At 69.3% G+C, this 23,745-nt stretch carries 23 protein-coding genes; 10 read left to right on the top strand and 13 right to left on the bottom strand.

The genetic code is table 11. The features are described 5' to 3' along the window. Position 1: 1 nt before the first annotated feature. From PZB75_RS19260 to PZB75_RS19245, 4 genes are read right to left on the bottom strand one after another with little or no spacing between them, the layout of a single operon-like run. Positions 2 to 1,324, bottom strand: a complete 1,323-nt coding sequence (locus PZB75_RS19260) for an NADH-quinone oxidoreductase subunit D (RefSeq protein WP_275536551.1) — start codon at positions 1,322 to 1,324, stop codon at positions 2 to 4. Continuing rightward, a complete protein-coding gene (locus tag PZB75_RS19255) occupies positions 1,324 to 2,034 on the bottom strand; it encodes an NADH-quinone oxidoreductase subunit C (RefSeq protein ID WP_275536550.1) in 711 nt (236 codons plus the stop codon). Before PZB75_RS19255 ends, PZB75_RS19260 begins: the two co-directional genes overlap by 1 nt. Beyond that, the gene (locus tag PZB75_RS19250) at positions 2,031 to 2,585 is read right to left on the bottom strand and encodes an NADH-quinone oxidoreductase subunit B (protein WP_024491742.1); all 555 of its coding nucleotides are present in this window, start codon (positions 2,583 to 2,585) and stop codon (positions 2,031 to 2,033) included. Before PZB75_RS19250 ends, PZB75_RS19255 begins: the two co-directional genes overlap by 4 nt. Before the next feature lie 18 nt (positions 2,586 to 2,603). After that, positions 2,604 to 2,963: an NADH-quinone oxidoreductase subunit A gene (locus tag PZB75_RS19245; RefSeq protein ID WP_275536549.1), complete on the bottom strand. Its 360-nt coding sequence runs from the start codon at positions 2,961 to 2,963 to the stop codon at positions 2,604 to 2,606. Positions 2,964 to 3,747: 784 nt separating this feature from the next. Between PZB75_RS19245 and PZB75_RS19240 the strand changes: the two genes are divergently transcribed. Next, on the top strand, positions 3,748 to 4,605 hold the full coding sequence (locus PZB75_RS19240) for a C40 family peptidase (RefSeq protein WP_275536548.1): 858 nt from the start codon (positions 3,748 to 3,750) through the stop codon (positions 4,603 to 4,605). A gap of 271 nt (positions 4,606 to 4,876) precedes the next feature. Here the strand turns inward: PZB75_RS19240 and PZB75_RS19235 are convergent, their stop codons facing one another. Beyond that, on the bottom strand, positions 4,877 to 6,070 hold the full coding sequence (locus tag PZB75_RS19235; RefSeq protein WP_275536547.1) for an MFS transporter: 1,194 nt from the start codon (positions 6,068 to 6,070) through the stop codon (positions 4,877 to 4,879). Positions 6,071 to 6,252: 182 nt separating this feature from the next. Next, complete coding sequence (locus tag PZB75_RS19230) at positions 6,253 to 6,723, bottom strand: ATP-binding protein (protein ID WP_275536546.1); 471 nt, start codon at positions 6,721 to 6,723, stop codon at positions 6,253 to 6,255. Positions 6,724 to 6,970: 247 nt separating this feature from the next. Between PZB75_RS19230 and PZB75_RS19225 the strand changes: the two genes are divergently transcribed. The 7 genes from PZB75_RS19225 (at position 6,971) to PZB75_RS19195 (ending at position 12,630) form a co-directional block, all read left to right on the top strand. Beyond that, positions 6,971 to 7,819, top strand: a complete 849-nt coding sequence (locus PZB75_RS19225; protein ID WP_275536545.1) for a helix-turn-helix transcriptional regulator — start codon at positions 6,971 to 6,973, stop codon at positions 7,817 to 7,819. Positions 7,820 to 7,828: 9 nt separating this feature from the next. Further along, the gene (locus PZB75_RS19220; protein WP_275536544.1) at positions 7,829 to 8,029 is read left to right on the top strand and encodes a DUF397 domain-containing protein; all 201 of its coding nucleotides are present in this window, start codon (positions 7,829 to 7,831) and stop codon (positions 8,027 to 8,029) included. Between the two features lie 369 nt (positions 8,030 to 8,398). Further along, positions 8,399 to 8,776 (top strand): hypothetical protein, encoded by a 378-nt coding sequence (locus PZB75_RS19215; RefSeq protein WP_275536543.1) that lies wholly within the window; start codon positions 8,399 to 8,401, stop codon positions 8,774 to 8,776. A 236-nt stretch (positions 8,777 to 9,012) separates the two neighbouring features. Continuing rightward, entirely contained in the window at positions 9,013 to 9,456 is a 444-nt protein-coding gene (locus PZB75_RS19210; RefSeq protein ID WP_275536542.1) for an NUDIX domain-containing protein, read from the top strand. Positions 9,457 to 9,797: 341 nt separating this feature from the next. After that, entirely contained in the window at positions 9,798 to 10,235 is a 438-nt protein-coding gene (locus PZB75_RS19205) for a hypothetical protein (RefSeq protein WP_275536541.1), read from the top strand. Between the two features lie 9 nt (positions 10,236 to 10,244). Continuing rightward, positions 10,245 to 12,062: an alpha/beta hydrolase gene (locus PZB75_RS19200; RefSeq protein WP_275536540.1), complete on the top strand. Its 1,818-nt coding sequence runs from the start codon at positions 10,245 to 10,247 to the stop codon at positions 12,060 to 12,062. 91 nt (positions 12,063 to 12,153) lie between these two features. Further along, positions 12,154 to 12,630, top strand: a complete 477-nt coding sequence (locus tag PZB75_RS19195; protein WP_275536539.1) for a hypothetical protein — start codon at positions 12,154 to 12,156, stop codon at positions 12,628 to 12,630. Between the two features lie 68 nt (positions 12,631 to 12,698). On the opposite strand, the gene PZB75_RS19190 is transcribed toward PZB75_RS19195, so the two are convergent. Further along, the gene (locus PZB75_RS19190) at positions 12,699 to 13,982 is read right to left on the bottom strand and encodes a geranylgeranyl reductase family protein (protein ID WP_275536538.1); all 1,284 of its coding nucleotides are present in this window, start codon (positions 13,980 to 13,982) and stop codon (positions 12,699 to 12,701) included. 98 nt (positions 13,983 to 14,080) lie between these two features. Here PZB75_RS19190 and PZB75_RS19185 point away from each other — a divergent pair, with 98 nt between their 5' ends. After that, entirely contained in the window at positions 14,081 to 14,605 is a 525-nt protein-coding gene (locus PZB75_RS19185) for a GNAT family N-acetyltransferase (protein WP_275536537.1), read from the top strand. 76 nt (positions 14,606 to 14,681) lie between these two features. Here PZB75_RS19185 and PZB75_RS19180 read toward each other — a convergent pair whose 3' ends face one another. The 6 genes from PZB75_RS19180 to PZB75_RS19155 all read right to left on the bottom strand — a co-directional run bounded on the left by PZB75_RS19180 (position 14,682) and on the right by PZB75_RS19155 (position 23,036). Next, positions 14,682 to 16,778, bottom strand: coding sequence for a zinc ribbon domain-containing protein (locus tag PZB75_RS19180; protein ID WP_275536536.1), 2,097 nt, complete (start codon positions 16,776 to 16,778; stop codon positions 14,682 to 14,684). Between the two features lie 155 nt (positions 16,779 to 16,933). Then, positions 16,934 to 17,626 (bottom strand): demethylmenaquinone methyltransferase, encoded by a 693-nt coding sequence (locus PZB75_RS19175; protein ID WP_275536535.1) that lies wholly within the window; start codon positions 17,624 to 17,626, stop codon positions 16,934 to 16,936. 316 nt (positions 17,627 to 17,942) lie between these two features. Continuing rightward, a complete protein-coding gene (locus tag PZB75_RS19170) occupies positions 17,943 to 18,590 on the bottom strand; it encodes a hypothetical protein (RefSeq protein WP_275538767.1) in 648 nt (215 codons plus the stop codon). A gap of 10 nt (positions 18,591 to 18,600) precedes the next feature. Next, positions 18,601 to 19,800, bottom strand: a complete 1,200-nt coding sequence (gene mqnC, locus PZB75_RS19165; RefSeq protein ID WP_275536534.1) for a cyclic dehypoxanthinyl futalosine synthase — start codon at positions 19,798 to 19,800, stop codon at positions 18,601 to 18,603. Positions 19,801 to 19,872: 72 nt separating this feature from the next. Continuing rightward, positions 19,873 to 21,717, bottom strand: a complete 1,845-nt coding sequence (locus tag PZB75_RS19160) for a serine/threonine-protein kinase (protein WP_275536533.1) — start codon at positions 21,715 to 21,717, stop codon at positions 19,873 to 19,875. 431 nt (positions 21,718 to 22,148) lie between these two features. Further along, on the bottom strand, positions 22,149 to 23,036 hold the full coding sequence (locus tag PZB75_RS19155) for a menaquinone biosynthesis protein (protein ID WP_275536532.1): 888 nt from the start codon (positions 23,034 to 23,036) through the stop codon (positions 22,149 to 22,151). A gap of 333 nt (positions 23,037 to 23,369) precedes the next feature. On the opposite strand from PZB75_RS19155, the gene PZB75_RS19150 reads away from it, so the two are divergent. Next, a complete protein-coding gene (locus PZB75_RS19150) occupies positions 23,370 to 23,573 on the top strand; it encodes a cold-shock protein (protein WP_003967102.1) in 204 nt (67 codons plus the stop codon). The last annotated feature ends 172 nt before the right edge of the window (positions 23,574 to 23,745 follow it).

Genomic DNA, 23,745 nt, shown 5'->3' with positions numbered 1-23,745 from the left:
GTCACCGGTCGACGCCTCCCATCACGGGGTCGATGGACGCGACGGCGACGATGACGTCGGCGACCTGGCCGCCCTCGCACATCGCCGCCATGGCCTGGAGGTTGGTGAAGGACGGGTCGCGGAAGTGGACCCGGTAGGGCCGGGTGCCGCCGTCCGAGACGACGTGCACGCCGAGTTCGCCCTTGGGGGACTCGACGCCCGTGTACACCTGTCCGGCCGGGACCCGGAAGCCCTCGGTCACCAGCTTGAAGTGGTGGATCAGGGCCTCCATGGAGGTGCCCATGATCTTCTTGATGTGGTCGAGGGAGTTGCCGAGTCCGTCCGGGCCGAGCGCGAGCTGCGCGGGCCAGGCGATCTTCTTGTCGGCGACCATGACCGGGCCGGGTGCCAGGCGGTCCAGGCACTGCTCGACGATCCGCAGCGACTGGCGCATCTCCTCCAGCCGGATCAGGAAGCGGCCGTAGGCGTCGCAGGTGTCGGCGGTGGGGACGTCGAAGTCGTACGTCTCGTATCCGCAGTACGGGTCGGTCTTGCGCAGGTCGTGCGGGAGCCCGGCGGAGCGCAGGACCGGCCCGGTGGCGCCGAGCGCCATGCAGCCGGTGAGGTCGAGGTAGCCGACGTCCCGCATCCGGGCCTTGAAGATGGGGTTGCCGGTGGCGAGCGCGTCGTACTCCGGCAGGTTCTTCTTCATGGTCCGCACGAACTCGCGCACCTGGTCGACGGCGCCCGGCGGAAGGTCCTGGGCGAGGCCGCCGGGGCGGATGAACGCGTGGTTCATGCGCAGCCCGGTGATCAGCTCGAAGAGGTCGAGCACGAGTTCCCGGTCGCGGAACCCGTAGATCATGATCGTCGTGGCGCCCAGCTCCATGCCCCCGGTGGCGATGCACACCAGGTGCGAGGAGAGCCGGTTGAGTTCCATCAGCAGGACGCGGATGACGGTGGCCCGGTCGGGGATCTGGTCCTCGATGCCGAGCAGCTTCTCGACGCCGAGGCAGTACGCCGCCTCGTTGAAGAAGGGCGTCAGGTAGTCCATGCGCGTGACGAACGTGGTGCCCTGGGTCCAGTTCCGGAATTCGAGGTTCTTCTCGATGCCGGTGTGGAGGTAGCCGATGCCGCAGCGGGCCTCGGTGACGGTCTCGCCGTCGATCTCCAGGATGAGCCGCAGCACGCCGTGCGTGGAGGGGTGCTGCGGGCCCATGTTGACGACGATGCGCTCGTCGTCGGCCTTGGCGGCGGACTGGACGACCTCGTCCCAGTCGCCGCCGGTGACTGTATATACAGTCCCCTCGGTCGTAGCGCGGGGCGTTGCGTGGGGAGTGGTCATCAGGAGTACGACCTCCGCTGGTCCGGAGCCGGAATCTGGGCGCCCTTGTACTCGACGGCGATGCCGCCGAGCGGGTAGTCCTTGCGCTGCGGGAAGCCCTGCCAGTCGTCCGGCATCATGATCCGCGTGAGGGCGGGGTGCCCGTCGAAGACGAGCCCGAAGAAGTCGTAGGTCTCGCGCTCGTGCCAGTCGTTGGTCGGGTAGACCGCGACGAGCGACGGGATGTGCGGGTCGCTGTCGGGGGCGGACACCTCCAGCCGGATCAGCCGGCCGTGGGTGAGGGACCGCAGGTGGTAGACCGCGTGCAGTTCGCGGCCCTTGTCACCGAGGAAGTGGACGCCGCTGACCCCCGTACAGAGTTCGAAGCGCAGCGCCGGGTCGTCGCGGCAGGTCCTGGCGACCTGGACGAGGTGTTCGCGGGCGATGTGGAAGGTGAGCTCGCCACGGTCGACGACGGTCCGCTCGATGGCGTGGGCGGGCAGCAGGTCCTGTTCCTCCAGGGCCCCTTCGAGCTCGTCGGCCACTTCGTCGAACCAGCCGCCGTACGGGCGGGGCGTGGCGCCCGGCAGGGTGACGGTACGGACGAGGCCGCCGTAGCCGGAGGTGTCGCCGCCGTTGTTGGCGCCGAACATGCCCTTGCGTACGCGGATGACCTCACCGGACGCGTCGCGCGGCGCGGGTACGGCGTTGCCGCTCTGTTCGTCGGTCACCGCAGCAGCCCCTTCATCTCGATCAGGGGGAGCGCGTTGAGCGCCGCTTCCTCCGCCTCGCGGGCGGCCTCCTCCGCGTTGACCCCGAGCTTGGAGCCCTGGATCTTCTGGTGGAGCTTGAGGATCGCGTCGATCAGCATCTCGGGACGCGGCGGGCAGCCCGGCAGATAGATGTCCACCGGGACGATGTGGTCGACACCCTGAACAATGGCGTAATTGTTGAACATCCCGCCCGATGACGCGCAAACCCCCATGGAGATGACCCACTTGGGGTTCGGCATCTGGTCGTAGACCTGCCGCAGGACGGGCGCCATCTTCTGGCTGACCCGCCCCGCCACGATCATCAGGTCCGCCTGCCGCGGTGATCCGCGGAAGACCTCCATCCCGAAACGGGCCAGGTCGTAGCGCCCGGCTCCGGTCGTCATCATCTCGATGGCGCAGCAGGCGAGGCCGAAGGTGGCCGGGAAGACGGAGGATTTCCGTACCCAGCCGGCCGCCTGCTCGACAGTGGTCAGCACGAAGCCGCTGGGCAGCTTCTCTTCGAGTCCCATGGTGTGCCCCTCAGCCCCTCAGTCCCATTCCAGGCCGCCGCGACGCCATACGTACGCGTAGGCGACGAAGACGGTGAGCACGAAGAGCAGCATCTCGACGAGCCCGAACATCCCCAGGGAGTCGAAGGTGACGGCCCAGGGATAGAGGAAGACGATCTCGATGTCGAAGACGATGAAGAGCATCGCCGTCAGGTAGTACTTGATCGGAAAGCGGCCGCCTCCGGCCGGGGTGGGTGTGGGTTCGATACCGCACTCGTACGCTTCGAGCTTTGCTCGGTTGTACCGCTTCGGGCCGATAAGCGTGGCCATGACCACGGAGAAGATCGCAAACCCTGCCCCGAGGGCGCCGAGCACGAGGATGGGCGCGTAGGCATTCACGCTCCTCGCTCCTTCCAGTCGTCCTTGACCGTTGGACCGCATCGGGCGACCGGCTCGCCACCTCACCAAGATCGTGTACATGTGAGGCAGTTCACAAGCCCGACTGCCCCGCATCCTATGCCCGCCGTCCTGTGATCTGCGACACGGGGTGCGACAACGTCTTTGTGATCTCCACCACCTGACGAACGATCATGAAGTCGGATGAGCGGTGATCTTCGTACGCGAAGCGGTCGAGTGATCACCAGACGTGACATCCGACCTCGTAGGCGCTGGTCAAAGGGGTGTTGCAGTATCAAGAGATGGTGGCTGCACGCAAATTGGAGCTGGACGCGCTCGGGTGATATTGAACGGCGCCGCAGCCGGGGGCGGTTCACGGGAGAGTCCCGGCGGACCGAACGGGACATGTGCCCGCATTCACGATCCACCGGACATACGGTTCCGTCACCGGTCGGCTCGGGGCCCGCTCCGGCGGCACCCCGGGAGAGCGACGCGATCCGGCCACCCGCTCCCCTCGCGAGCCGCCGATCACCCTGTGACCTGCGTCACTCCATTGAGGCTTCAACAAAAGCGGGCTTGGCCATCGATGTGAACGGATGGTAGGCGGCGGGCAATTCGGACGTATTACCGAAAGACCGTGATCACGGCAGTGATCACCCGCGCCCGATTTGCCCGTTACGGCGTCAATAAGGCCCGTCAGGAAGCGGATTCACCAATTCCGAACGTGACTGTGTCGCAACACACGTTTCTTGAAGGAACCCCGAAAGCCCTGATAGCGGTTGTACCCATGTCCCACACCGCTCTCATACCCAGCCACCGGAAGCCGCGCCGAAACGCCTCGAAGACGGCGCTGCGTGCCGGAGTTGCCGGTGGCGTCCTCAGCACCATCGCAGTGGCCGGCGCCGCGGGCCCGGCCCAGGCCGAGCCGGTGACCCAGACCATCGAGATGCCCACCATCACCTCGGGCCTCTCCACCGTCGTCGCGGAGTCCGCGCAGGCGACCCAGCAGGTCGCGTTCGACCTGGAAGCCCGTGCCCAGGAGGACGCCGCGGCCGACCAGGCCGCGAAGACCGCCAAGAAGGCCAAGGCCGAGGCCGTCCGCAAGGCGGAGGCCAAGGCGAAGGCCGAGGCGGCCGCCAAGGCCAAGGAGAAGGCCGCCCAGCAGCGCGCCTCCCGCTCCACGGCGCGTACGACGCTCAGCGTCTCCTCGCCGTCCACGTCGCGCGGTTCCTCCGCCACGCACGCCACGACGGCCTCGTCGCCCTCCTCGTCGAAGTCGTCCAACGCCACCGGCTCCGCCGCCTCCATCGTCTCCTTCGTCAAGGCGCAGGTCGGCGACGCGTACGTGCCCGGCGGCACCGGCCCCAACTCGTGGGACTGCTCGGGCCTGGTCCAGGCCGCGTTCCGCACGGTCGGCATCGACCTGCCGCGCGTCTCGCAGAACCAGTCGGTGGCGGGCACCCAGGTCTCCCTGAGCAACCTTCAGCCGGGCGACATCCTGTACTGGGGCAGCGCGGGCAACGCGTACCACGTCGCCGTCTACGTGGGCGGCGGCCAGTTCGTCGGCGCGCAGAACTCCTCGACCGGTGTGGTGCTGCGCTCCCTGGACTACGACCGTCCGTCGGGCGCGGTCCGCGTTCTCTGATTCATCCGCGTTCTCTGATTCACAAGCACACACCCGCGTCCCCGCGACCGGCCCCACCCAGGCATGTCCGGTGGTCACGCGGCAGACGAAGGGCCGCCGCTCCCCCGCTCGGGAACGGCGGCCCTTCGCCGTGTCCGCGCCCGTACGGGACACCACGGGCGACGATCGTGAACGGACGCGCGGAGGTCCGGGAGCGACCACGACCGCCGTACTCCCGCACGCCTCACCCGCCGTGTCGTCCTCGGCGCCGTGCTCCGTCCTCGCCCGCGCGTCACTCCTCACCCGGGTGGGCCTTTCCCGCAACATCCCCGGGCAGCAGCCGCTCCCCCAGCAGGACCGCGCAGGCCCCGACGGTCAGCAGACCGCCCATGAGGCAGGTGCCCCGCACGCCGGTGAGCGACAGGACCAGTCCCCCGAGCCCGGCGCCAGCCGCGATACCGGCGTTGTAGGCACCGGAGTTGGCCGCGAGTGCCATGTCCGTACGGCCTGGTGCGCAACGCAGCATCTCGTTCTGGGTGGCCATGAAAACCGGACCGAGTGCGCCGCCCATCAGTACCAGGAACACCACCGCTGCCACCGGACGCCCGCCGGCCGCGTACAGGCCGAGCATCCCCACCGCCTGCGTGGCCACCGCGGCGGTCAGTACGGAGTCCGGGAAGCGGTCCAGCAGCGCCCCGGTGATGCTCACCCCGGCCAGACACGCGACACCGAAAGCCACGAACAGGACACCGACCGCGTTTTGGGAGAAGCCGCCCACCGCGCCCAGAAACTTCACGATGTACGTGTATCCGGCGAACGCCCCGGTGGCGGACAGGGCCCCGGCCGCCAGCACGGTCCCGAACCGGCGGGGGTCGGGGTCGGCTCCGTAGGCCGCGCGCCCTTCTTCCGGACGCGAGGTCGGCAGCAGGACGGCGATCGTCACGAGGGAGATGAGCCCCAGCCCCGCCAGTACCGCGAGAGGCACCGGCCAGCCGCTCCATCGTCCCAGCCAGGTCCCGGCGGGGACGCCGACCACGAGGGCGAGCGAACCGGCGACGGACAGCGCCCCCACCACTCGTCCACGGACCTCGGGAGGGAAGAGGCCCACCGCGACCGGCCCCATCACGGCCCAGAACAGCGCCTGGGCGAGCGCGGTCAGCAACCGCGCCACGAGCAGCAGCCAGTAGGCCGTGGCCAGCGCCGCGACCAGACTGGACACGACGAGCGCGAGAAGCAGTCCCGTGAGTACGTGCCGTCGGGGCACGGCCCGCGTGATGTGGGCCAGCGGCAAGGACGTCACGGCGACCGTCACGCCGTAACCGGTGACCAGGTAGCCGACCGCCGACAGGGATACCCGTAGGTCATCGGAGATGAGTTCCAGGAGACCGATCGGCAGGTTCTCCGCCGTGTTGAAGGTGAGGGCGGCCAGCATCAGGGCGGCCAGTACCGCCGACCTGTGCCACGGAGCAGACCGCCTCATGACCATACGACCATTCCCCCTCGCCCACCACGCCTGCGTCGACCACCCCACGATCCCCGAGGTGCTTGAAGTCGCGCCGCCGCAACAGCCTTATAGGTGCACCAGGTTCACCCCCACCGCACCGCGCACGTCCGGACAGAGGCCGGTCGACGTTCCGAACGGCAGCGGGCGGACCCGGGACCTTCCTCTCAGGCGGGTACGCCCGGGTGTGGTTCGGCCAGCGTGAACCAGACCGTCTTCACCGCGAGTGCGTCCCCGCTGTGGGACGAGACGCCCCACCGGGCGGCGAGGCCGCTCAGGAGGAAGAGTCCCCGGCCGCCCTCGTCCTCCACGGCCCCCACCGCCTCACCCCCGCGCCGCGCCGGAAGCGCACCCGGCTCGTCGTCCGTGACGTACACCGTCACCTGTCGTCGGGTGACCGCGACCCCGACCCGGATCAGCGGCGAACGCGTGTGGCGGTGCGCGTTGGTGACGACCTCGCTCACACAGAGACGAGCGTCGTCCGCCAGCGTCGGGTGTCCGGTGGAACGCAACAGCAAGCCGAGGAAGTCGCGCACGATCCGGGGCGCGACGGAGGTGTTCGGCACGACGAGGCGGTATCGCGCGCCACGCTGCGGAAGGGGCGGAGTCGAACGGGGCTGGGCGGATACGGAGGTCATGTCGTGGTCTCCCTACGCGGATCGGTCTCACGCGCCGCTGCCATCCGTGGCATGGACCGCCCTATACGCACCCAACTGGCGTACGGGCGAGCGCACTTCGGGTATCCCCGACATGCTGTGCAGCGCATTCCGAAGCTAGGGCACAACAGTGGGACGGCGCAACAGTGTGACGACCGTCCCACCCGTACGAGTGGACCAGCGGCCCGGCAACGCGGCACACTCATACCCGCACGAAGGAGAGGTGTCGATGCCACCGAGGAGCTACCCGACCGCCCGCCAGAAGCGCTTGGGCGCGGAGCTTCGCAAGCTGCGGGAACGCGCCGGCCTGTCCGGAAGCGCAGCCGCCGCGTATCTGGGTGGCGAGCGGGCCCAGATCAGCCATATCGAGTCGGGCCGCTACGGCGTCAGCGATCAGCGTGTCCGCAGACTTGCCGCGCATTACTCGGCGAACGACAAGCATCTGGTCGATGCGCTCGCGAGTATGGCCGAGGAGCGCAGCAAGGGATGGTGGGACGAGTATCGCGGCATACTCTCGCCCGGTTTCCTGGATCTGGCCGAGCTGGAGCACCATGCGACTCATATCCGCACCATTCAGATGCTCCACGTGCCAGGGATCTTCCAGACCGAGCGATACGCACGTGACCTCATCCGCAGCGGCGTATCCGACCTCCCAGTCACCGAACTGAACGCTCGCGTCGAACATCGCACGAGGCGCCGCGATATCTTCGATCGCCCCGCGCCGACGCCGTTCGAAGCATTCATTCATGAGGCCGCACTTCGGATGCGGTACTGCGACAGCACGACCATGAGGGAACAGCTCGACTTCCTGCACGAGGTCGCGAGCTGGCCTTCAGTGACGATTCGCATCATTCCCTTCTCGACACAGATCACCAGCTCGGTGCACTCGATGATGTATGCGGGAGCCGTCATTCCGGCGCTCGACACAGTCCAGATCGACAGCGCCTTCAGCGCGGGGTTCCTGGACGCGGAGGCTCAACTCATCAGGTACCGAGAGCTACTTGACTCCGTCGGGTCGATCTCCCTCGACACGGAGGAGTCGGACCGTTTCATCCAACGCATCGCACAGGAAATGTGAGCCAACGCCATGACCGATGCAATCAAATGGCAGAAATCCTCGTTTTCAGGACCGGACGACAATCAGAGCTGCATCGAGCTGGCGCCTGTTGGCGGCGTGATCAAGTTGCGCGAAAGTGACGATCCTGACGTGATCGTCACGACAAGCGCTGCCAAGCTGCGCGCGTTCGTGCTCGGCGTGAAGGCCGGAGAGTTCGACCACCTGGTCTGACCGCTCCCGCGAATGCTCCTTATTCGCCGTCCTCAACCATCGCGCACATCACAGAACTCGGCTGTCCGTTCGTTCAGAGCGGGCAGCCGTTGCCGTTTCGCGCCCCCCGGCACCAATCTCAGGTTGGATCACCCCCGCAGCACGGCGCAACTTTGGGACGGCCCACTGTTGCGACGACATGGGCTGTGACGCTACGGTCACCGTATGTCGTCAGGTCTGCCCGACCACCAACGGACAACAGACTGTACGGCTCAACTTCCGCTGCCTACAGGCACGTTGATGTGCAAATCTCAGCTGCGACCTCCCTGCCGCTCGTCCCGCACGCCAGGGAGCAAGCAGGTACCCGCCGCTGCGATCGGACGGTCGACCATGCTTACACCCCCTCCTCCCCAAGGGCGCTCCTTCTCCCCCACGGAGTCGAACGGCCAGAAGGGCTACCTTCTGGAGGCCCTGCGGATCAGGCCCGCGACCGACGACGACCCGGACCCGGTCGCCCGCCACGTCACGGCCACACCGCACGAAGCCATTCGCACCATCCGCACCCAACTCCACACGGGCGAACCCCTCGGCCTCTCGTCCCACGACCTGGCCCACGCCCGTCGCCAGGCGGAATCAGAGGTCTGGGTACACGCGCTCGCCGCACTGCATCGCGACGAACCCTGCGGATTTCTCCTCGGGTTACGGGACGGAGGCCAGATCGAGTGGCACGTGCGGCCGTTGACGTACGTCACGCTCGGCGGCGCCTGACCTGTTCCGTCGTCCCACGAGCCGCAGCCCACTGCCACGCCTCGCTGTCAGGGGACGAACTCGATCTCGGGCGCGGCGCGGACCCTCACAACCCTGGGCGTACAACAGGTGCTCGTGACCGACTCCGCCGCGGTCACCCCGAAGGACGTAGCGCGCCGAATCGCCGACGCGCTGCCCGGGGACAGGGATAGCGTCCGAAGCGGCCCCGACAGTTCCGACGACCACACGGTGAACCCATGAGCCCCGCGCCCGCAGCCCCCGTCATCGACACTCACGTGATCCTCCGCGACGGCGACATGGTCCTCCTGTCACAACGCGGCGGGCCGTACGGCCACGGACGGTGGCACGCCCCCTCCGGCAAGCTCGACCAGGGCGAGCCACTGACGGTCGGCGCCGCCCGCGAACTGCGCGAGGAGACCGGCGTCGAGGTCGACCCCGAGCACCTGCGGCTCGTCCACACCGTCCACCACAGGCAGAGCGAGGCGGTCCAGCGGATCGGCCTGTTCTTCCTCGCGACCGAGTGGAACGGCGAGCCGGTCAATCGCGAGCCCGAGAAGTGCCTCGCGCTGACGTGGTTCCCGGTCGACGCCCTCCCCGAGGACATCATCGAGTACCCCGCGGCGGGCCTTTACGGCTACCTCAAGGGCGCCGATGAACTCACCGAGCACGGATGGTCGTGACATTCCCACCCGTGCCCCCCTTTCCGCCCGTCCGCGCTCCATGGCCGACGGGCGGAGTCGTGTCCACGGCATCGCTCGCCGGGTGTTCTCCGGCCGGCGGACAGCGGGTGGCCCGACCGAGCAGCACATGAGTACCCGTACTCAGCACTCATGACGGATCACGCGGACGAGACGCGGAACATCACCCACTACCGTGCTCGTCATCGACGACAGCACGGGCCACCGCCGAACCGCCGAACCCCGAAAACCGGTCCACGTCTTCAGGAGAAGTTGCTTCGTGTGCGGTGGACGGCGTCGGTCTCGTCGCGTGCCATGTGATGCGAAACGGGAGGGTCCGAAGGATGACGTTCGCGGAGGAGTGGGCTCAGCTCAAACAGGGTGCCGCCGCTCGCATGAGCCTGGACAGCGCCAATGGCACCGATGGGCAGGGGGGTTCCGCCGATCTGAAGTCCAGCAGGCCGGCATGGACCGCGGCGGGGAACGGGGTCGGCTCGCTTCGGGGAGCCACCGGCAAGGCGCTGGTGAAACTGGAGGAAGGCCAGGCAGGGTTGGGCGAGAGCCTCAGTTGCTCAAGTGCGGCAGCTCAGCGAAGTGTTCACGATTCCTGGCAGCGCTACGTCAGGAGCGTGGACAGAAGGTGCGCCGATCTTCAAGTCGTACTGATGAGAACAGGTAATGATCAGCTGGAGACGGATGCATCGATCGAGGCCGAGATCGGCAAGCTGAAGAGTTCGTACGAGGAAACGCCCGCCCTCGGCGGCCAGGCCAGGGGGCGTTGATACACAGCCATGGACTACCCGACGCTCAAAGCTCTCGTGCCGTCCGCCTTCGAGGACTCCGCCGACGGGTACCGCGCGACGAGTGACATGGCCAGCGCGGCCAAGGATCGCATCGACAACGAGATCGCCGCCGCCATGCGAGAGGCGGTCAGCGGTGAGGCGGCCGGAGCCGCCCTCGTACAGCTTGGGCAGTTGTCCGAGAACTTCCACTACGTCCAGGTGGAGTGCGGCCTCATCAGCGCGGCGCTCAACGGATTCGCCTACGACATGGCGGCGGCGAAGAAGAAGCTCGAATCGGCGGTGGCGGAGGCCCACGCCGCCGACTTCTCCGTGAACTCCGACGGGTCGGTCGGCTATCCGGCGGGAGACACGAAGGTCGACGGTACGTTCCCCGCCGCCGGCAACGCACACGGCGCGACGGACCCGGCCTCCGCCGCGATCTACCGTCAGGCGGCGGGCTTCGACCCGAACCCGTACTACGCCAGGGCGCAGGGGTACGCGGACCGGATCTCGGCCGCGATCAAGGAGGCCGCCGAGGTCGACAGCGCGTGGGCGCCGAAGCTGCGTGCGCTGACGGCCGACGACGACCTGACCGTGTCCGACCGGGACTGGGTGGACGTGCGGAAGGACACCGAAGGCGTCCTCAAGGGTGCCGAGCACTACCTCGGCACCATCGGCACGCCCCCTGAAGGCAATTCACCGGAAGAGAACGCCAAGTGGTGGAATGACCTTTCTGACGAACAACGGGCCGACTACATTTCCACGCATCCCGCTTCCGTGGGAGCCCTGAACGGACTTCCGGCAGAAGTCCGGGACGAAGCCAACCGCATGGTGCTCGCGGAAACCGGAGCCCAGTATCAGTTGGCACTGGACGCCATCCCGCCGGAGCCGACGAAATACACCCGCAACGTCAACGGAAGTTACCCGGCCATTGTCGAGACTGTCGCCTGGGCACGGTGGAACGACAAGTACGGGGAGCAGAAGGCGAGCTTGGAGCAACGCATGAAAGGGATGCGAGCCCTCCAGGAGCGATTCGATCGCACAGGCGAGGAAGGGCTTCCCGAGGCGTACCTCCTGGGATTCGATACCGAAGGGAAGGGGGACGGCACGATCATCCTTGCGAACGGCAATCCCGATACGGCCGATCACACGGCCGCGTACGTGCCCGGCACCCACGCCGGAATCGACACCATCGGCAAGGGCGACGGTCACGGGGATCTCGGGCGAGCCGAGAAGCTGTGGGCGGAGAGCCACAGGATGGCTCCCAGCAAGGAAATCGCCACCATCACCTGGCTGGACTACAACGCGCCGGACAGTGTTCTGCCGGAAGCCACCCGCGGCCAGTACGCGGAGGAAGGCGGCCCGGTGCTGCGTCAATTCCTCGATGGAAGTCGAGTGGCTCATCAACAGGCCACCGGTCAGGCGGCCCACACCACGATCATCGGACACAGCTACGGCAGCACCGTGGTGGGAGTCGCCGCGCAGTCCGGGAGCTGGAAGGACGGCCCCATCGCCGACGACGTCCTCGTCATCGGCAGCCCAGGGGTACAGGCCGACCGTGCCGCAGACCTGGGCGTCGGAGCCAAGCACGTGTGGGCCATGGGCGGCCCCGGGGACGATCAGATCGTCCGGCAAGGGGGGCGGCTCGTGGGGCTCGGTGACAACGGAGTCATTCCGACTGATGAACGGTTCGGTGGGAACGTCATGAAGAACGACTCGGACGGGCACGGCGGCTTCTGGAGTTTCGAAGGCCAAAAAGCGTCCCTCAGCTTGAAGAACCAAGCCCGGGTCGTCACAGGAAGGTACAAGGATGTCATTCTGGATTAGAATCCTGCCACCCGTCCCGAGAGGAGCGACAAAAGTAGGAAAAGTCGCTCTGTCCGCAATTATTTTTATGCTCTGCATGGGATGTTCATCGATGAACGAGGGTAAGAAGTCGCTGGGTTACGAGCCCGACTCACGCAGAACACAGGACGTGAAGGGCGAGATCGCCTCGCTGTCGAGCAAGGTGTTGGACATGATGGGCACCAACGGAAAAGTGACGGAGCCGGGGCCCAACGTCAGTCCATGTGATGACTCAGATTCCGCTGATTACTACAGGGTCCGGCACCCCTGGTCGATGTACGGCGTGAGTAACACCGTTCTGGAGAAAGGCATGGCCAATCTCAGTCGTGAGCTTCCCCGTCAGGGGTGGAAGATCGAGAAGGAAGGAAAAGACAGCAGCGCGAACAGGAACCTGGAGATCCTGGCCGTTCATCCGACGACGCGCAGTCAACTCGAAGTGACCTGGCTCAAAGGGCTGGACGGGCACGAAGCACTGATTGAGGTCAGCCTGTACTCCAGGTGCTTCCGGTCATCCGACAGCCCCAGCAACGTCCCTACCGCAGGCGGATGACCCGTCCGCCCGCCCCGTCACATGCCGGACAGGGGCGGGCTCACCGGCCGGGGCTCTCCCGTCGTCCGTCAGGAGTTCGGGGCCACCTTCGTCAGGCCGTTGATGATGCGGTCCATCGCGTCGCCGCCTGTCGGGTCCGTCAGGTTGGCGAGCATCTTGAGGGTGAACTTCATCAGGATCGGGTGCGTCAGGCCGCGCTGCGTCGCGAGCTTCATCACCTTCGGGTTCCCGATCAGCTTCACGAACGCGCGGCCCAGGGTGTAGTAGCCGCCGTACGTGTCCTTCAGGATCTTCGGGTAGTTGTGGAGGGCCAGTTCGCGCTGGGCCGGGGTGGCTCGGGCGTGGGCCTGGACGATGACGTCCGCCGCGATCTGGCCCGACTCCATGGCGTACGCGATGCCCTCGCCGTTGAACGGGTTGACCAGGCCGCCCGCGTCACCCACGAGCAGCAGGCCCTTGGTGTAGTGCGGCTGGCGGTTGAAGGCCATCGGGAGCGCGGCTCCCCGGATCGGCATCGTCATGTTGTCCGGGGTGTAGCCCCAGTCCTCCGGCATGGACGCGCACCACGCCTTCAGGACCTCGCGCCAGTCCAGCTCCTTGAAGGCGGACGAGGAGTTGAGGATGCCCAGGCCGACGTTGGACGTGCCGTCGCCCATGCCGAAGATCCAGCCGTAGCCGGGGAGCAGCCGGTCCTCGGCGCCTCGGCGGTCCCACAGTTCCAGCCAGGACTCCAGGTAGTCGTCGTCGTGGCGCGGTGACGTGAAGTACGTACGGACCGCGACGCCCATCGGGCGGTCCTCGCGGCGGTGCAGGCCCATCGCCAGGGACAGCCGGGTGGAGTTGCCGTCGGCGGCGACGACGAGCGGGGCGTGGAAGGTGACCGGGGTCTTCTCCTCGCCCATCTTGGCGTTGACACCCGTGATGCGGCCGGTGCGCTCGTCGACGATCGGTGCGCCGACGTTGCACCGCTCGTACAGCCGCGCCCCCGCCTTCTGCGCCTGGCGGGCCAGTTGCTCGTCGAAGTCGTCACGCTTGCGGACCAGCCCGTAGTCCGGGTAGGAGGCCAGATCCGGCCAGTCCAGCTGAAGTCGGACACCGCCCGCGATGATGCGCAGTCCCTTGTTGCGCAGCCAGCCGGCCTCTTCGGAGATGTCGATGCCCATGGAGACGAGCTGCTTGGTGGCGCGCGGGGTGAGTCCGTCGCCGCAGACCTTCTCCCGGGGGAAGGCCGTCTTCTCCAGGAGGAGGACGTCCAGTCCTGCCTTCGCGAGGTAGTACGCCGTCGTGGAGCCGGCTGGGCCCGCTCCGACGACGATCACATCCGCGCTGTGTTCGGAGAGGGGCTCGGTCACGGTCGGATCTCCCGAAGACTCGAATTCGCGTGCCGCGCGGCACATGTCCCGTGCAGTCTATGGGGGTGTGCCGACCAACCATCCGAAGGGCTGCCCCGATGACGATCGCGCCTCCTGCCGTCCCCTCCGTACAACTGCGTGTTCCGACCGACGAGGACGCGCTCGTCTGGCACCGGATCTTCGACGACCCGGAAGTCATGGAGTTCTTCGGCGGCCGGTCGTCGGAGTTCTCCGTGTACGAGGAGCTGACCGCCCGGCAGCGGCGGCACGACGCCGAACGCGGCTACTGCCTGTGGACCGTCCTCGACGACGGCGGAGACGTGCTCGGTTTCACGGGCGCTCAGCCGTGGCCGCACACCTCGTTCGGGCCGGTGGGCGAGATCGAGATCGGCTGGCGGCTGGGCCGGGCGGCCTGGGGCCGGGGGTACGCGACCGCCGCCGCGCGCGCCACGCTGGAGCGGGTACGCGCGGCCGGGGTGCCCGAGGTCGTCGCGATGATCGACTCGAACAACGCGCGGTCGATCGCGGTGGCCCTGCGGCTGGGGATGCGACTGGCCGAGACCTTCACCACCCCGAAGGCGGGGCAGCGGGCGCACTGCTACCGGCTCGCGCTCACCGGGTGAGTTCCGATCCGGGGGCCTTCCGATCCGAGGTGGGGGACTTCCCATCCGGGTGAGGTGAGCGCGAGCCGGGGGGCCTTCAGCCGGTGCCGGCCGAGCTGAAGGCCGCCGCCTCGGCGGTGACGCTCCGCGGTACGACCGGGGCGGCGGCCGGGGCCCGGACCTCGTCCACGCCCGTGTCGTCGCCGACATCCGTGTCCGGGTCGTCGTACGGCGCGTCGTCGTCCTCGTACGCGTCGCCGTCGTCCGGGTCTTCGTACGGGTCGCCCGGGGTGTCGGTGGCGCTGGTGCCGGGCCTGTTGTCCTGCGGCGCTCCGTCGGAACCGTCGTCCTTCAGCAGCATCACCCCGGCCGCCACCCCACCCCCGATGACGAACGCCACCACGAGCGTGACGGTCCAGACCAGGACCGGACGGTTACGGGCTCCGGTGGGCGTGGAGGGCGTCGCGGACGGTGGGTAGAGGCGTACGGGCTGCGTGGGCGGGGCCGGGAACGACGAGGCGTACGCGACCGGCGTGGAAGCGGACGGGTCGGGAGCGGGCGGGCCGGCCGGGGCCGCGGGGAAGGGCGGCGCCGGGTGTCCCGTGGCGGGCGCCGGGTAACCCGTCGGCGGGGCCTGCCTCGTACCGCCCGACAGCACGCGTTGGACGTACGGGCCCACGAGCACCGCGCCGCCCACCCACAGCAGGCCGAACAGCAGCGACTCCGGCACACCGACCCCGACCGAGACCTCGGCCACGGTCCCGCTCGACCGGCCCGTGGCCGAGATCCCGGTGAGCTTCATGGTGGCCCCGCCGATCCCGCACAGCAGCAGAAAGGCCGCGAGGAACAGCCCCCCGGCGAGGGCCTGTTCACGCCGGTCGGCACACCGCCGCGCCGCCGTCGTACCGACGATGAGCGCGCATACCACTCCCGTGGCCACCGCTCCCGTCACCGCCCAGCCGTTCACCGTGTCGCCCAGCTCGGAGAGGCCGAAGGACTCACCGTCCGAACCGAGGCCGATCCAGGCGCCCCACCCGTGCACGGCGTACTCGATCGACGCGCCCCAGCTCACCCCGAGCACCAGCAGCCCGATGTTGGGCAGCACCGCCAGCGCGAACAGCAGTTCCTTGCCCGACACACCGTCGGCGCAGGCGTACGAGACGAACCCGATCAGGGAGCACAGCAGGAGCACCGCCCCGAGTGCCCGGAGCGCGGCGCCCGCGGCACGTGCCAGGAACCGGGCGCCCGGCCGGCGCGCGAACCACCCGGCGAGGTCGTCGCGTTGGAGTACGGCACCGGTGACCACCAGTGAGGTGACGAGCGCGCCGAACATCGCGAGCAGCGGCGACGACGAGACGGACACGTTCTTGATGTCGGGCTGTGCGAACAGGGCAAGGAGCAGCACGGCCAGGGCCGTCAGAAGGCTGATGCGGACCGCCGCCTCCAGCCCGCCACGCTGTCTGCGGGCCGACCTGGCGGCGATCACCAGCGCGGCGAACCACAGCACGGTGACGGTGAGCGGGACCAGTGAGAGCGCGAGACCCGGCTGTGCGGTGCCGTCGAAGGGGCTCGAACCGCCGTAGCCGGAACCGAAGTCCGAGCCGAAGTCCGAGCCGAAGTCGGAACCGGACCCGGAGTCGGAGCCGTACCGTCGGGGCGGTTGCGTGGCCTTCATCGAGAAGCTGCCGCCGACCGCCTGGAGAAGCACCGCCAGCGCCATCCGCATCCGGTCGCTCCAGCCGACGACGTGGTCGTCCTGCCCGTACGACGGGAAGGCGAGCACCACCGCGAGCGCGACGAGAAGTCCGGTCGGCCAGGCCGCCGCCTTCAGCGAGCCCGCCCAGTCACCGCGGAACGCCCGGCCGAGGAACAGCCCGAACGCAGAGGGCTGCGGCGGTCCGGCCGGCGGGGGCGGGGCCTGCGGGGGCGGAGGTATGTGACCGGAGGGCGGGGACGGCGGCGGGGACGGGGACGGCGTATGACTCCCGGCCTGCGCGTCCGAAGGCGGGGCCGACGGAGAGAGCGGCGGAGACGGTGGGAGGGCCGGGGACGCGAGCGCGGGGGGAGCGGGGAGGGCGGGCGGTACGGGCGCCTGCCGCGGCTCGGCCGGTCGCGGGTGTTCGCGTCCGCACTTCATGCAGAAGCGCGCCTCGTCCGGCGCCGAGGTTCCGCAGTAGGGGCAGTACGAGGGCATGAGAACTCCGCGACAGGGCGTGGGCCGGGGCGGTACGGAAGGGGGACGGTACCGGCGGCGCGGGCGAACGGGGAAGACGTGTGTCGTAGCGACGGACACATCATCCCCGTTCGGCGGTTCCCGTCAACGGAGTTCGGCGCGGAAGGGCGCTCCCGTCAGGGTCGTACGCCCCGGTGCAGCGCCACCACGCCGCCCGTGAGGTTGCGCCACGCGACCTTCGACCAGCCCGCCCTCTGGAGGCGGGCCGCCAGTCCGGCCTGGTCGGGCCAGGCCCGGATGGACTCGGCGAGGTACACGTACGCGTCCGGGTTCGACGACACCGACCGGGCGACCGGCGGCAGCGCGCGCATCAGGTACTCGGTGTACACCGTACGGAACGGCGCCCAGGTCGGCTGCGAGAACTCGCAGATCAGCACCCGGCCGCCGGGCTTCGTCACCCGGTACAGCTCGGTCAGCGCCGCGTCCGTGTCCTGGACGTTGCGCAGGCCGAAGGAGATCGTCACCGCGTCGAAGGTCTCGTCGCGGAACGGGAGCTTCGTGGCGTCGCCCGCCGTGAAGGGCAGCCAGGAGTTCCGCTTCTTGCCCTCCCGGAGCATGCCGAGGGAGAAGTCGCACGGTACGACGTACGCGCCGGTCGCGGCGAACGGCAGCGACGAGGTCGCCGTGCCCGAGGCCAGATCGAGGATCTTCTCGGCCGGGCGGGCGTTCACCGCCTTGGCGACCTCCTTGCGCCACACGCGGTCCTGGCCCAGTGAGAGCACGTCGTTGGTGAGGTCGTAGTTCGCCGCCACGTCGTCGAACATCGAGGCGACTTCGTGCGGCTGCTTGTCCAGGGATGCTCGGGTCACCCGTCCATTCAAGCAGCCCGTCCGGTGCCGGCCCGCGGCGGTCGAAGGACCGACTTCGGCCTTTCCGGTCCGGCGGCACTCGGTGACGGTCCGGAGGGGTGCGTGGCCGACGCCTGGCCGTACACCTCCGGCGGTTCGTACCGGAGCGGCCCAGCGGTCCCGTGACCCGGCGCCGGTGCCGGGCCGCCGGTGCCTTCGGCCCGAGCCCGGCCCGGTACTCAACCGCTCCGGCCGGTGTTCCCGGGATCGGCCCGCCGGACCCGTACCCACCCGTCCCGGCCGGTGCTTCGTGTCCGGCCCCCGGCACCCGCCCCGGTCAGGAGCTCCGGTACACCAGCCGCCCGCCGAGCACGGTCGCCACGCATCTGCTGCCCTCACCCGCATCCGCCCCGCCCCGTACCGCGAAGACCGCGAGATCCGCGGCCCCGCCCACGGTCAGCGGCCCGGCGAACGCGTCCCGCCACTCCCGTACGGCGGCGAACGGGTCGAGGTCGGACGCGACGGGCGCCGCGGCGGCCCCGTGCGGAGGCGTACGGGGAGCGTGGACGCGCAGGCCCGCTCGGGCGACCGCCGTCCGCACGGCGGGTCTGGTGAAGGTGGCGGCGACGGCGGTCGTGCCGTGGCTCAGCATCCGCTGCACCCCGCGCCGCGCGCCGGCGCCCCAGCGGGTGTCGTCCATGGTGAGCGCGGCGAGCGCGTCACCGGTCAGCGGGGCGGTGCCGAGGATGTCCGCCTCGCGCGGGTCCGGGTGGTAGGCGGCCTCCAGCAGAGCCCCGGCCCGGACGTTCAGCAGCCCCGGCGTGATCAGGCCGGGCCAGCGCCGCACCCGGGCCGACGGGTGGGCGGCGGCCAGTTCCGCGTACGGGCCGACGGCGACGACCGCGCCGCCGCTCACGGCCACCGCGTCCGAGCCCTCGGGGGCATCAGGAGCGCCGAGCACCGCGTCGGCGGCGTGGATCAGCAACAAGGCGGCCTCAGTTGGCGTTCAGCAGCTTCAGCTCGGGGTGCGCGGTGCCGCCCTCGATCGCCGTGGACGAGATGTGCGAGACGACGCGCTCGTCGACCGGGTCGTTCGCCGGGTCGTCGTGGACGACGATGTGCTCGTACGTCGTGGCGCGCTGCGCGGGGACGCGGCCCGCCTTGCGGATCAGGTCGATGATCTCCAGCCGGTTGGAGCGGTGCTTGGCACCGGCCGAAGAGACGACGTTCTCCTCCAGCATGATCGAGCCGAGGTCGTCCGCGCCGTAGTGCAGCGACAGCTGGCCGACCTCCTTGCCGGTGGTGAGCCAGGAACCCTGGATGTGCGCGACGTTGTCGAGGAACAGCCGGGCGATGGCGATCATCCGCAGGTACTCGAAGAGCGTGGCCTGCGTCTGGCCCTTCAGCTTGTTGTTCTCCGGCTGGTACGTGTACGGGATGAACGCGCGGAAGCCGCCCGTGCGGTCCTGTGTGTCACGGATCATCCGCAGGTGCTCGATGCGTTCGGCGTTGGTCTCGCCGGTGCCCATGAGCATGGTGGAGGTGGATTCGACACCGAGCCGGTGCGCGGTCTCCATGATCTCCAGCCAGCGCTCGCCGGACTCCTTGAGCGGGGCGATCGCCTTGCGCGGCCGGGCGGGCAGCAGTTCGGCGCCCGCGCCCGCGAAGGAGTCGAGGCCCGCCGCGTGGATGCGCTCGATGGCCTCCTCGGCGGAGACACCGGAGATCCGGGCCATGTGCTCGATCTCGGAGGCGCCCAGGGAGTGGATGACCAGCTGCGGGAACGCCTTCTTGATCGCGGAGAAGTGCTCCTCGTAGTACTCCACCCCGAAGTCCGGGTGGTGCCCGCCCTGGAACATGATCTGGGTGCCGCCCAGTTCGACGGTCTCCGCGCAGCGGCGCAGGATGTCGTCGAGGTCGCGGGTCCAGCCCTTGCCGGTGTCCTTGGGGGCGGCGTAGAACGCGCAGAACTTGCAGGCGGTGACGCAGACGTTGGTGTAGTTGATGTTCCGCTCGATGATGTACGTCGCGATGTGCTCCGTACCGGCGTAGCGCAGACGGCGCGCCGCGTCGGCGGCGGCGCCCAGGGCGTGCAGCGGCGCCGAGCGGTAGAGGTCGAGTGCCTCTTCCGGGGTGATCCGTCCACCCCCGGCGGCGCGGTCGAGGATGGGCTGAAGGTCGGCCTTCTCGGTCACCGGGCTGTCACCTTTCGGCGGTTTTTCAACGGATCTGCGGTCCGAGCCAGCGTACGCCAGCTCCGGTCGGGGTCAGTGGGCGGACCGGGTGAGCGTGCCGCGCGGCAGGCCCGCGCCCTCCTCCTCGGACTGGTAGTGGAGGGAGCCCTCGTCGGTGAGGGCGAAGGTGAGGTCGGCGTCGTCGGCGGTGCAGAGGTCCGTGGAGCCCGCGCGGTCCGGGTCGACGCGCTCGCGCACCTTCAGCTTCGTGCGGGTGGCGGAGCTGAGCCTGCCGATGCTGTGGCAGGTGACCTCGGTGCCGAGGGCGGAGACGGACTGGGTCAGCCGGACGACGTCGGTGCCCTTCCTGCCCTCGGTGAAGACCACGGTGAGCATGCCGTGCGGGGCGCCGGTCCGCTCGGTGGTCGGCCCCTTCCAGGTGCCGACGAACCTCTCGGGCAGCTCGGTCACCTGGTCGGCGCCGCCCGCCGGGGCCGACGCCGTCGTGGCGGGGCCGCCGTGCGGGTCGGCGGTGGCGTCGGGCGAGGTGGCGGCGGGGGGCTGGGCGACGCCGCCGTTGCGCTCGCCCGCGTCCTCCCCGGTGCCGGGCAGCAGCCCGGAGAGATAGGCCCCGGCCACGGTCACGGCGGCCAGCGCGCTCGCCACGGCGAGGGTGACGGTGCAGCTCAGCCTGCGTCCGCGGTCCCGGTCGCGGTCGGAGGGGGTCGGGCGGCCGGAACCGTCCGGCCGGGGGCCGGTGTACCACACCCCGCCGGTCAGCGAGTCGTCGTCCGGCCAGGCCGACGGGAGTTCCGACGGCGGCAGCGGGAAGGCGGCCGGGTAGGGGGAGGGCGCGGGGTACGGGTACGGATACGGGGTCCGCGGGTCCCGGCCGGCGGACGGCGGACCGGGAGGCGGCCCGGACTCGCGCGGTCCGAGGTCACCGGGTCCGCCGCCCACCGGATCACCCGGCCGGGCACCGACCGCACCACCCACCGCCGGGCTGCTGAACGACACCGGCCCCGACCCCTCCGGTTCGTCCCGGGGCTCCAGGTCCAGCAGTGCCACCGCCGCCCGGCTGACCTCCCGCACCAGTTGCCCCGGCAGCCATCCGCCCGCCACCAGGGGGCCCGCGCCACCGGGCGCCAGCTGCCGGGCCAGCTCGGCCGGGGACGGCCGGTCCGCCGGGTCCTTCGCCAGGCACCGGGCGATCGCCTCCCGCAGCCCGCCCTCCAGCTCCGCCAGCTCGGGCTCCTCGTGCACCACCTTGTAGAGGAGTACGGCGGACGAGTCGCCGAGGAAGGGCGCCGAACCGGTCGCCGCGTACACGAGCACCGCGCCGAGCGAGAAGACGTCGGCCGCGCCGGAGATGTCCTGGCCGCGGATCTGCTCCGGTGCCATGTAGCCGGGCGAGCCGACCGAGACGCCCGTGGAGGTGAGCGAGGCGGTGGCGTCGGTGGCGCGGGCGATGCCGAAGTCGATCAGCCGGGGACCGTCGAGGGCCAGCAGTACGTTGGACGGCTTCACGTCCCGGTGGATGAGGCCCTGCGCGTGCACGGCGGTCAGCGCCTCCGCGAGCCCGGCGCCCAGGGTCCGTACCGCGTACTCGGGCAGCGGGCCGTGCTCGGTGACCGCCTGGGAGAGCGCGGGACCGGCCACGTAGCCGGTGGCGACCCAGGGCACCGGGGCGTCCGGATCGGCGTCCAGGACCGCCGCCGTCCACTGCGCGCCGACCCGTCTGCCCGCCTCCACCTCGCGGCGGAACCTGGCGCGGAACTCCTCGTCGAGCGCGAAATGCGGATGGACCACCTTGACCGCGACGGTGCGGCCGCCCGCACTGCGTCCGAGATAAACCCGGCCCATGCCGCCCGCACCGAGTCGGCCGAGCAGTCGATAGGCACCGACGGTGCGCGGGTCACCTGCTTCCAGCGGCTGCATATGGGCTCCCCCTCGACCTCCGGACATCCGACCGAAGCCTAGGCGCAAGGCTCACGGGGTCACAGGGAAACCATCCGCCGATTTCACCCCCAAGGGAACGAACGGAGGCTTTCGACACAGTAAAAGGCGCGAATACGTCGTCCAACCGATCGATACCGGGGGCCGGACCGGTGACCGGCGGGGACGCGTTCCGGAGGCCGTGCGCTAATCGACCGCCGACGGGGCGGGCATTCACGGCATTCACCGGAGCGGGCCGGAGGATACCGGCGCCGGATGAATGGGACCGGAAGGCCGATGAACGGCACAGAACATACGTACCGAACACCCGAACCGAACATATGCACCGGCGTCACAACTCGCCTCGGGAAGTACAGGATTCACCTATTGCCCGGCCGGTACGCGGGACCCCGCCCCGACGCGTGGCGCCGCGGTCAGCCGGCGAGCAGTTCCACGTCCGCGTCCGCGGGGAATCCGGTCGTCGGACCGACCCGGCGCGCGAACTCCCGTACGCCCCTGAGCTGATCGGGACCGAACCGGAAGTCCAGCGTGGTGAAGTACCGCTCCAGCACCTCCGCGTCGAAGACCTCCCAGCGCGCCGCCTGCTCCGCCACCTTGGTGACCTCCTCCAGCGACAGGTCACGGGAGGCGAGGAACGCCCGGTGCACTTCCCGCACCATCCCGGGGTGGTCGGCCGCGTACTCCTTGCGGGCCGCCCAGACCGCGAAGACGAACGGCAGTCCGGTCCACTCCTTCCACATCAGCCCCAGGTCGTGGACCTGGAGACCGAGCCGGGGAGCGTCGTGCAGCGAGGCGCGCAGCGCGGCGTCGCCGATCAGCACGGCCGCGTCCGCCTCGCGCATCATCAGTCCGAGATCGGGCGGGCAGCTGTAGTAGTCGGGGGCGACCCCGTACCGCTCGGCGAGCAGCAGCTGGGCCAGCCGTACGGAGGTCCGCGAGGTCGAGCCGAGCGCGACCCGGGCGCCGTCCAGGCGGTCGAGGGGCACCTTGGACACGATGACGCACGACATCACGGGCCCGTCGCAGCCGACGGCGATGTCGGGGAACGCGACGAGCTTGTCGGCGTTGCGCAGGAACTCGACCAGGGTGACGGGGGCGATGTCGAGATCGCCGCGGACGAGCTGCTCGCTGAGCTTTTCCGGGGTGTCCTTCGACAGCTCCAGGTCGAGCAGCGTTCCGGTCCGTGCCAGGCCCCAGTACAGGGGGAGGCAGTTCAGGAACTGGATGTGGCCCACGCGCGGCCGGATGCGGCTGTCGTCGCCCTGGGCGCCTGGTGCGGTAAAGACGGTTGAATTGTCCACATCGCGAGGCTAGACCCGCGCGGGCCGGCCGGCACCATCGGGGCCTTCGGGCCGTCCCGTAATCCCTGGCGGGCGGGCCACCCTCCGGGAGGTCCCCGAAGGCCGTCGTGAGCCCTTCTTCCCCAGGCCATCGGCAGGGCTGTCAAACATTCGGGTGAAGTGATCTTTCCCTCTACCGCTCCCCACATCCTGCGTGCTAGGCTCGCCGCAAGTTGCAGTTTGGTTTCCCTTGCAGTACAGAGCCTGCGGAGCATGTAACCCGCAGGCTTTTGTAGTTTTCAGACTTCTTTGCAGGTTCTGGAGCAGGGCAACCCTTTGGCCCAAGGAGGGCTTATGGCTACCGGAACCGTCAAGTGGTTCAACGCTGAAAAGGGCTTCGGCTTCATCGCCCAGGACGGCGGCGGCCCGGATGTCTTCGTCCACTACTCCGCGATCAACGCGTCCGGGTTCCGCTCCCTTGAGGAGAACCAGGTCGTGAACTTCGACGTCACTCAGGGTCCGAAGGGCCCCCAGGCTGAGAACGTCACCCCGGCCTAGTTGCCCGGGTCGGCCGATCGCGGCCGGCTGCAGTACCCAAGGAGCCCCGCTCCTCCGCCTCGGCGGGGAACGGGGCTCCTGCCTTTTCCGGTGTCCGGAGCCCCCGTTCCTTGTCGAGGGCTTGTGCAGAGAGTCACCCGCTGCTGACGTGTCCACCCGGAACAAGGCAGAC

The sequence above is a fragment of the Streptomyces sp. AM 4-1-1 genome (assembly GCF_029167625.1).
Classification (GTDB): domain Bacteria; phylum Actinomycetota; class Actinomycetes; order Streptomycetales; family Streptomycetaceae; genus Streptomyces.
The sequence above is the reverse complement of the archived record's forward strand: the minus strand, read 5'-3'. Positions and strand labels throughout refer to the sequence as shown.

Coding starts and splice junctions, on each gene's coding strand:
- PZB75_RS19260 (WP_275536551.1), bottom strand. CDS start 1,324: ATGACCACTCCCCACGCAACGCCCCGCGCTACGACCGAGGGGACTGTA.
- PZB75_RS19250 (WP_024491742.1), bottom strand. CDS start 2,585: ATGGGACTCGAAGAGAAGCTGCCCAGCGGCTTCGTGCTGACCACTGTC.
- PZB75_RS19240 (WP_275536548.1), top strand. CDS start 3,748: ATGTCCCACACCGCTCTCATACCCAGCCACCGGAAGCCGCGCCGAAAC.
- PZB75_RS19235 (WP_275536547.1), bottom strand. CDS start 6,070: ATGGTCATGAGGCGGTCTGCTCCGTGGCACAGGTCGGCGGTACTGGCC.
- PZB75_RS19230 (WP_275536546.1), bottom strand. CDS start 6,723: ATGACCTCCGTATCCGCCCAGCCCCGTTCGACTCCGCCCCTTCCGCAG.
- PZB75_RS19225 (WP_275536545.1), top strand. CDS start 6,971: ATGCCACCGAGGAGCTACCCGACCGCCCGCCAGAAGCGCTTGGGCGCG.
- PZB75_RS19220 (WP_275536544.1), top strand. CDS start 7,829: ATGACCGATGCAATCAAATGGCAGAAATCCTCGTTTTCAGGACCGGAC.
- PZB75_RS19215 (WP_275536543.1), top strand. CDS start 8,399: ATGCTTACACCCCCTCCTCCCCAAGGGCGCTCCTTCTCCCCCACGGAG.
- PZB75_RS19210 (WP_275536542.1), top strand. CDS start 9,013: ATGAGCCCCGCGCCCGCAGCCCCCGTCATCGACACTCACGTGATCCTC.
- PZB75_RS19205 (WP_275536541.1), top strand. CDS start 9,798: ATGACGTTCGCGGAGGAGTGGGCTCAGCTCAAACAGGGTGCCGCCGCT.
- PZB75_RS19200 (WP_275536540.1), top strand. CDS start 10,245: ATGGACTACCCGACGCTCAAAGCTCTCGTGCCGTCCGCCTTCGAGGAC.
- PZB75_RS19195 (WP_275536539.1), top strand. CDS start 12,154: ATGAACGAGGGTAAGAAGTCGCTGGGTTACGAGCCCGACTCACGCAGA.
- PZB75_RS19185 (WP_275536537.1), top strand. CDS start 14,081: ATGACGATCGCGCCTCCTGCCGTCCCCTCCGTACAACTGCGTGTTCCG.
- PZB75_RS19180 (WP_275536536.1), bottom strand. CDS start 16,778: ATGCCCTCGTACTGCCCCTACTGCGGAACCTCGGCGCCGGACGAGGCG.
- PZB75_RS19160 (WP_275536533.1), bottom strand. CDS start 21,717: ATGCAGCCGCTGGAAGCAGGTGACCCGCGCACCGTCGGTGCCTATCGA.
- PZB75_RS19150 (WP_003967102.1), top strand. CDS start 23,370: ATGGCTACCGGAACCGTCAAGTGGTTCAACGCTGAAAAGGGCTTCGGC.